This is a genomic window from Acidithiobacillus sp. TH-A36, assembly GCF_057473445.1.
In genome coordinates this window covers 1-7,999 of sequence record NZ_JBYCKP010000222.1, presented here as the reverse complement: position 1 = coordinate 7,999, position 7,999 = coordinate 1, and the positions used below count along the sequence as shown (strand labels likewise).

At 56.3% G+C, this 7,999-nt stretch carries 7 protein-coding genes and 1 pseudogene; 1 reads left to right on the top strand and 7 read right to left on the bottom strand.

Annotated features, from left to right (window positions below; all coding sequences use genetic code 11):
- A partial coding sequence (hemG, locus tag AC2VLY_RS05815; RefSeq protein WP_486921923.1) for a protoporphyrinogen oxidase occupies nucleotides 1-1,366 on the top strand: 1,366 nt, incomplete at its 5' end.
- Between the two features lie 21 nt (nucleotides 1,367-1,387).
- On the opposite strand, the gene AC2VLY_RS05810 is transcribed toward hemG, so the two are convergent.
- The 7 genes and pseudogenes from AC2VLY_RS05810 to AC2VLY_RS05780 form a co-directional block, all read right to left on the bottom strand.
- Nucleotides 1,388-2,287, bottom strand: coding sequence for a L,D-transpeptidase family protein (locus AC2VLY_RS05810; protein ID WP_193651042.1), 900 nt, complete (start codon nucleotides 2,285-2,287; stop codon nucleotides 1,388-1,390).
- 90 nt (nucleotides 2,288-2,377) lie between these two features.
- Entirely contained in the window at nucleotides 2,378-4,429 is a 2,052-nt protein-coding gene (recG, locus tag AC2VLY_RS05805) for an ATP-dependent DNA helicase RecG (protein WP_486921922.1), read from the bottom strand.
- Nucleotides 4,430-4,433: 4 nt separating this feature from the next.
- On the bottom strand, nucleotides 4,434-4,649 hold the full coding sequence (locus tag AC2VLY_RS05800; protein WP_193651040.1) for a DUF1858 domain-containing protein: 216 nt from the start codon (nucleotides 4,647-4,649) through the stop codon (nucleotides 4,434-4,436).
- Between the two features lies 1 nt (nucleotide 4,650).
- Nucleotides 4,651-5,040: a Rid family detoxifying hydrolase gene (locus AC2VLY_RS05795; protein ID WP_193651039.1), complete on the bottom strand. Its 390-nt coding sequence runs from the start codon at nucleotides 5,038-5,040 to the stop codon at nucleotides 4,651-4,653.
- Between the two features lie 14 nt (nucleotides 5,041-5,054).
- A complete protein-coding gene (locus AC2VLY_RS05790) occupies nucleotides 5,055-7,334 on the bottom strand; it encodes a RelA/SpoT family protein (protein WP_193651038.1) in 2,280 nt (759 codons plus the stop codon).
- The gene (gene rpoZ / locus AC2VLY_RS05785; protein WP_193651037.1) at nucleotides 7,318-7,593 is read right to left on the bottom strand and encodes a DNA-directed RNA polymerase subunit omega; all 276 of its coding nucleotides are present in this window, start codon (nucleotides 7,591-7,593) and stop codon (nucleotides 7,318-7,320) included. Before rpoZ ends, AC2VLY_RS05790 begins: the two co-directional genes overlap by 17 nt.
- 22 nt (nucleotides 7,594-7,615) lie before the next feature.
- A pseudogene (locus AC2VLY_RS05780) lies at nucleotides 7,616-7,999 on the bottom strand (guanylate kinase); the annotation flags it as partial.

Here is a 7,999-nt window from a genome sequence, read left to right as displayed (position 1 = left end):
TGCAAAGCCCTTACTATCTGGGCAAGGAATAAACCCCTTGGATAAAGTCATCATTATCGGTGGCGGCCTTTCCGGTCTCGCCAGTGCCTATTTTTTGCAGCAACAGGGCGTGCAGTCACGCCTGCTGGAAGCAGCACCCCAAGTGGGGGGCAATCTCCTGAGCATCAAAGAAAATGGTTTTCTGCGGGATGCAGGACCAAATTCGCTGATGATCAAAGGTCAGGTGGTTCCGGCACTGATTGAGTCACTCCAACTGCAACAGGAAATCGTCGAAGCCAACTCTCTGGCTAAGAGGCGCTATATACTCAATCGCAAGCGCCAACTGGTCCCGCTCGGACCGGGGGTACTATTCAGCGGAAAGTTACTCTCCCTGCAAGGTCGCCTGCGCCTCCTCAGCGAAGCTTTTCGCGGGCGAGGCAAGTCCTCAGCGGAAGAAAGCATCGCCGGATTTGTACGCCGCCGCCTGGGCCCGGAAGTACTTACCTGGCTGGTTGATCCTTTTGTTTCGGGAGTATTTGCCGGGGATCCGGAACGACTGGCGGTAGCCGCTACTTTTCCGCGCCTGGTCAAAATGGAAAAGGAACATGGTTCGCTATTCATGGCCGCAGTTGCTGGCCGGAAGAACCCCAAAAACACCAAGCCGCGTCTGATTTCCTTCCGTAATGGCCTGCAGGCCTTACCCCTGCGCATGGCGGAACGGCTGGAGGAACCCCTGCAGTGCAACACGCCGGTAGATCTACTGCAACAACACGAGGACGGAACCTGGGAAGTATTCAGTCAACAGCAAAGCTGGCGGAGTGAAAAAATCATTCTGGCCCTGCCTGCCCATAAAGCAGCGACCCTGCTGGCAACGCTGCAGCCAACCCTGGCGGCAGAACTGAAAGCCATCAGCTATCCAGCAGTCACTACGCTTTCTCTGGGATTCCCGCGCAGCAGCGTTGCGCATCCCCTGGATGGTTTCGGCATGCTGATTCCCCGTACAATGGGCCTGGAAACCCTGGGCGTCCTGTTCTCCTCCACGCTGTTTCCAGATCGCGCAGCTCCAGAGCAGGTGCTGATGACGGCCTTCATTGGCGGCAGCCAGAATCCTTTGCGGGGTCGCAGTGACAGCGACCTTCTCCAGACCGTTTTACACGAAATCCGGCCCATTTTGGGCATAGTAGGAGAACCCAGCTTCAGTCGCTGTCAAAACTGGCCGGAAGCCATCCCCCAATATGAATTAGGCCACCTGGCGCGCCTGGAACGCATCGCCAAAATGACCCGGCAGATTCCTGGATTGTATTTCCGCGCCAACTGGAGTGACGGTGTCGCCCTGGGTGATTGTATGGAAGCCGCCCAACAACTCAGCCAGAAGCTCGCACACTAGAGTTCCTTAGGCTACCGTGCGTTACTGATTTTTTCCCAGCCTGGCCAGAAGCACGTCCATATCTGTTTCAGGGGAAGAAGCGGAAGACTTTTTTGCACCTGGATTCCGGGCGTATTTGACGGAGCTTAAGTGCTTGGCCGTGCTATGGGATTTATCAACACTGCCCATCTTGCGGTGCTGATACTGCGACCATGCCAGTTCTGCTTTCGGGTCAAAATTACGTTGATAACCCTTCACCTCACCAATAATTTCTACCGGCGTACCGACCTGTACCAGCGCCGCAATTTGTTGCGCATTCCAGTTGGACAAGGCTACGCAACCCGCCGTCCAGCGACCTGGAAACACCTTGCTTTCAGGATCATCAGAAAACTGCGGACCCATACCATGAATGCCTATTTCGCCGCCCAACGGGGTATTTTGAGGTGGAGTCTGACCGGCATCAATGGCGTCCACAATCGCGCGATACTGGCTATGGGTAATAATACCCTCCTGCAATCCCCACTCGGCATTTTCCTTGTTGGGATAGGTGAGTCCCATGAAAGGGCCATACTGGGTGCCGTGGAGAATCCAGCCAATATGATAATGACCAACCGGCGTGACATCATCGCCACGGGTACGACGCAGTGCCGAACCGTTAAAGCCAATGGCCACAGGGTAAGTAGCCAGGAGCGTCTCTCCCCGATAAATCCGCAGCAGATGCGCCGTGGTTGAGACCACTATCCGCACGGGTTGCTGCTGCGCCAGCGCAGAAACTGTCGGCGATACCACCGGAGCCACAGGGGTAATGACTGGCGCCTTGATTTGCGCCGCATAATAGGCCACAGAATGCACGGGCGGCGCAGAAATATGGGGAGCACACCCGTCCAGACCCCACAGAACAAACAAGCCCAGCAGCCACCACCATTTTCTTAAATTACCCATGCACCTGCTTCCTTGGTATTTTCGTTTTAATGCTTTCATAATATACCCGAGACAGATCATCAAAGTCCATGATAATCGGCATGTTTTCACTTAACCCACCTGGCTGTAATCCAGACGATTACCCAACCAGCGCTGAATCAGAGCCTGCACGGCTTCTGGATTTTCGTGCAGCAATTGTGTGGCGAGACGTGGCAATTCGGCCAGCAGCGCTTCATCACGCATCATGTCTGCCACCCGCATCTGCAGCAATCCGGTTTGCCGCGTGCCCAGATACTCGCCAGGGCCGCGTAATTGCAGGTCTTTGCGGGCAATCACAAAGCCATCGCGACTGTCACGCATGACCTGCAGGCGCGCCCGGGCTTTTCCCCCCAAAGGCGGATGATAAAGGAGTATGCAACTACTTTGCCGTTGACCACGCCCTACCCTGCCGCGCAACTGATGGAGTTGCGCGAGGCCCATCCGTTCCGCATGCTCAATCACCATCAGACTGGCATTGGGCACGTCCACACCGACCTCAATGACCGTAGTCGCCACCAGAATCCGGGTTTTCCCGGCCTTGAAATCTGCCATGACCCGAGCCTTTTCGGCGGCAGGCAGGCGTCCATGTACCAGAGCGATGGCCACTTCCGGCAAGGCTGCCTGCAAATCGGCATAACTGGTTTCTGCTGCCTGCAGCGCCAGAATCTCGGATTCTTCAATGAGTGGACAAACCCAGTAAATCTGATCTCCTTCAGCCAGTCGGTGCTGCATGCGGGTCATCAACTCTGCCCGCCGGGTATCGGCAACAACCAGGGTTTCTACGGGACTGCGTCCCGGCGGCAGTGCGTCAATAATCGACAAATCCAGGTCTGCATGGACCGTCATCGCCAAAGTCCGGGGGATAGGCGTTGCCGTCATCACCAGAAGATGAGGAATGGTTCCCTTTTCCAGCAACTGCCGGCGCTGATCCACGCCAAAGCGATGTTGTTCATCAATAATCACCAGACCCAGTCCGGCAAATTTTACTTCATCCTGAAAAAGTGCCTGGGTTCCAACGACAATCTGGATGCGTTGATTGTGTAAATTTTCCAGGACTTCGCGGCGGGCTTTCTGACCAAGCCCGCCCACCAGAAAACCCACCTGAATACCAAGGGGTGTCAACCATTCCACAAAACGGTCATACAATTGTTCGGCAAGGATTTCCGTCGGTGCCATCAGCGCTACCTGATAATTTTGCTCCACGGCTGTCAATGCGGCCGCTGCGGCCACCAGCGTTTTGCCGGAGCCCACATCACCTTGCAACAAACGCCGCATGGGCCGGGCCTGAGCCATATTCTGGTTAATTTCCGCAATGACCCGCTGCTGTGCGACAGTCGGTGCAAAAGGCAGTCGTTTCAGAAACGCCGTCCAGAGACTCCCACTGGCCTTTATGACCGGAGCACCCGTTTCATCACCGGCCGTACGGGCAGAGCGAATAGCCAGATGATTGGCGAGCAATTCTTCCAAGGCCAGACGCTGCCAGGCGGGATGCGCAGGCGTCGGCACTTCTTCTGCACTTTCGTGCAAAAGCCGCAGGCCCTCACCCAGGGGTGGCCACGCCGGACCTAAATATTTCGCCAGATAATCGGGGAGTTGATCCACCAGGGTCAGTGCCTGGGCAACCCAGCGCCGCCATTGTGCCTGGGTAATGCCCTGGGTACTGGGATAAAAAGGGGTCAGGTGGGTAGGCGCCTGAAAGTGTGGCTGGTCGGCCATCTGCCACTCAGGATGCACCATTTCCAGACCCTGGTAACCCGCACGGGTTTCCCCGAAACACCATAAGCGCCTGCCTTTCTGCCATTGGGCACGCATCGGCGCGAGCATGTGAAAAAGGCGGATGTACAGTTGTCCGGTACCGTCACTGAGGGTGACCAGCCACTGATCGCGACGCCCACGCAAGTGTTCCACCTGGGTAATCTCGCCCAGCACCGCAGCTTCCTGTTCAGGCAACAGTGTCCCGATGGGCAAAAGATGGCGCCGGTCCTGGTAACGGCTGGGCAGATGGAAAAGCACATCCTGGACCCGCCAGATATCCATGCGCTGCAAGCGCTGAACCAGTGCCGGACCAACACCCCGCAGCGCCGAAACCGAACTTTGCAGATAGAGAGAAGAGGAAACAGGCACCTGCTCAGTCGCTGTGCGGCAGAGCCTCGCGATGGGCCCATTCGTTCAGGATTTCGTTAAGATCTACCGCATGCATCCGCGCCACCCCGGCCAGGGTTTCGCGATCAGCAATAAAACATTCACCACAATGAATACCCCGCTCTTCCAGCAACGATACCAGCACCGGATGTTCCTGCAGCAAAACCCGCATCGGCTGGGCCAGAAGTTCGGCGCGCTCCATATCAGTCCGATTTGCCCAAGGCGACAATACCGTCAATTTCCACCTGGGCACCCCGGGGCAGTGCCGCAACCTGTACCACCGCACGGGCTGGATAGGGCTGCGCAAACTCCGCCTCCAAAGCCTGGTTAACTGCTGCAAAATTGCTGAGATCCGTCAGAAAAACCTGCAATTTGATGGCCTGTTGCAAATCTGTGCCAGCAGCCGCACAAACCGCCTTGAGATTGTCCAGCACCCGTCGTATCTGCAGTGAAAAATCCCCTTCCACCATCTGTCCGGTGCCAGGGTCCAGCGGTATTTGTCCCGACAGGTAGAGCAGGCCGTCATGGGTCATCGCCTGACTGTATGCGCCAATAGCCTGGGGTGCTGCATCACTGTGTACTGGTGTCGGCATGTTTTCTCCTTGGATTAGTTCTTGACCCGCTGTACCCGTGACACCATGGGCAAACTCCGCAAACTGCGCATGATTTTCGCCAGATGATCCCGGTCATGGGCTAATATGGTAAAGGTGATTCCGGTATAGAGTCCATCCTGGGGCTCAATATCCACATGATCAATGTTGGAATCTTCATCGGAAATGAGGGTGGCAATGCGGGCCAGAACGCCCCGGGCACTTTCTGCCACTACCCGGATAGTCACCGGGAAATCGCCATGGGCATCGGGGTCCCACTGCACATCCACCCAACGGTCACGACGCTTGCGCCATTCGCGAATGTTATGACAATCGTGGGTATGCACCACCACCCCTTTGCCTGCGCTGATAAAGCCCAAAATCGGATCGCCCGGGATCGGCCGGCAGCAACGCGCCAGTGTCACCGGCAAACCTTCAGTGCCGCGAATCAGCAGCGGTTTTTTCACCGCCACCTCGCGATTCAGGCGGCTGGGCAGCAGTTGACTTACCGCCTGCCCCAGACGCCGCGCGGTTTGCGCCAGACGTCCCCGGTCATCTTCTTCCGGCAACAATTTATGGGCCACGACCAGCGGAAACACTTCACCCATCCCAATGGCCGCCAGCAACTGGCCTTCCTCCTGAACATTGAAAGTGCCCAGAACGCGCTGCCAATCCGCCGCAGCCAACTGTTGATAATTTCCACCCAGGCTCTGCAGCGCTTTCTCCAGCAGATTGCGGCCAAGTGCTTCCGCATCTTCGCGTTGAATGGTTTTGAGATAAGCCCTGACACTGCTTCGGGCCTTGGCAGTAACCACCACGTCCAGCCAGCCAGGCTGCGGATGCGCCGAAGTGGCAGTGACAATATCCACCTTGTCGCCATTGTTCAGAGGACTGCGCAGGGGCACATACATATCATTGACACGGGCTGCCACTGCCTGATTCCCAATATCCGTATGTACGGCATAGGCAAAATCAACGGCCGTGGCGCCACGCGGCAGGCTGAGAATTTTTCCTTTGGGCGTAAATACATACACCTCATCAGGAAAAAGATCGAGCTTGACACTTTCGAGGAACTCCTGAGAGTCGCCGCCCTGGGTCTGCAACTCCAGCAAACGCTGCAGCCAGGCCCGGGCCTGGGTTTCGGCATGAGCATGATTCATCCCGGTTTTGTAAAGCCAGTGGGCAGCCACACCGGCTTCCGCCACCCGGTGCATATCTTCCGTACGAATCTGGACTTCTACAGGGTGCCCGAAAGGCCCCAGCAACACCGTGTGTAGAGACTGATAGCCGTTGGACTTGGGAATTGCAATATAGTCCTTGAAGCGCCCGGGAATCGGTCGATATAAGCTGTGAATGATGCCCAACACGCGATAGCAGGTGTCCACATCCGTCACAATCACCCGAAAGGCGTGCAAATCCAGAATGGAACTAAAAGCCATCCCTTTTTTTTGCATCTTGCTGTAAATGCTGTAAACATGCTTCTCACGGCCGCTGACCTGAGCCTCAAAACCCTCCTGATGCAGACGGTCCAGCAAAGCTTGTTCGATTTTCTGGACGGCTTCCTTGCGATGGCCACGAGCCGCCTTGACGGCTTCGTTGAGCGTATGCCAGCGCTTGGGGTAAAGATGGGAAAAGGCCAGTTCTTCGAGCTCAATACGAATGGCATGAATACCCAGACGCTGGGCAATCGGGGCATAAATATCGAGGGTTTCACGGGAAATGCGCCGTCTTTTTTCCGGGGTCATGACTCCCATCGTCCGCATGTTGTGCAGACGATCGGCCAGCTTGATCAGCACTACCCGAATATCCCGGGACATGGCCAGAAACATTTTGCGGAAGTTTTCGGCCTGGGCTTCTTCCCGGGTTTCGAAACGGACCTGACCGAGCTTGCTGACGCCATCGACCATTTCCGCGACTTCCGGGCCAAAACGCTCGCCGAGACCTTCCTTGCTGATGCCACAATCTTCAATGACATCATGCAGCAAGGCCGCCTGCACGGTAAATATATCCAGCTGCAATTCCGCCAGGATACAGGCCACCGCTACCGGATGATGGATATAGGGCTCACCACTGCGACGGGTTTGCTCGCCATGCGCTGCCAGTGCCAGTTCATAGGCTTCCCGGACCCGAGCCACTTCTTCTGGAGTCATGTACTGCTGCAATAACGCCCGCAAAGGCGCACAGGGATCATCCAGTGCCGGCTTAACCGGTGGTAGCCGCAATACTTCACCAACCCCGGATGCCAAAGGCAATACCGGGACGGAAACCGCTTCCGCCGATTCAGACGCCCGAGGCATCCTCTGCTCCCGCTAAATCGCGACCCGCTGCGCCCGGAAAATTGGGCATGGGGGGCGGCATCTGCTCATCCAGAATGGAACGGGTTACCAAGCCTGCCGCCACTTCGCGAAGGGCCACTACGGTATTCTTGTCCCGTCCCGCTTCCACTCCGGCTATAGCTCCAGAAGCCAGCTGCCGGGCACGACGCGCCGCCACCAGGGTCAGTTCAAAACGATTGGTGACATTTTCCAGACAATCCTCAACAGTTACTCTCGCCATTTCTACTTACCTTATTCCAGAGTTAATGAATCATACCCAAAAGATGTTTCAGACGCTGATGCTGGGCGTGCTGTTGGCTACCCAGACGCAGATGTTCCGCGTGTACAATGCTGCGTAAATCTGCCAGCGCCGTTTCAAACTGGTCATTCACCACCAGATAATCAAATTCGTCATAATGCAGCAACTCTTCACGGGCTGCCGCCACGCGCCGCGCAATGACTTCATCCGAATCCTGGGCGCGCCCCCGCAAACGGGTTTCCAGCGTGTCCAGTGAAGGCGGCAGAATAAAAATGCTGACCGCCTGTCCGGGTAAACGTTCACGGACCTGACGCGCGCCCTGCCAGTCTATCTCCAGCAACACATCCATGCCGGCAAACAGCTGGCTTTTGACCCAGGGCTCACTGGT

Bases quoted from the DNA above. Each gene is read 5' to 3' on its own strand.
- AC2VLY_RS05810 (WP_193651042.1), bottom strand. From the start codon at position 2,287: ATGGGTAATTTAAGAAAATGGTGGTGGCTGCTGGGCTTGTTTGTTCTG.
- AC2VLY_RS05795 (WP_193651039.1), bottom strand. From the start codon at position 5,040: ATGCCGACACCAGTACACAGTGATGCAGCACCCCAGGCTATTGGCGCA.
- rpoZ (WP_193651037.1), bottom strand. From the start codon at position 7,593: ATGGCGAGAGTAACTGTTGAGGATTGTCTGGAAAATGTCACCAATCGT.
- AC2VLY_RS05790 (WP_193651038.1), bottom strand. From the start codon at position 7,334: ATGCCTCGGGCGTCTGAATCGGCGGAAGCGGTTTCCGTCCCGGTATTG.
- AC2VLY_RS05800 (WP_193651040.1), bottom strand. From the start codon at position 4,649: ATGGAGCGCGCCGAACTTCTGGCCCAGCCGATGCGGGTTTTGCTGCAG.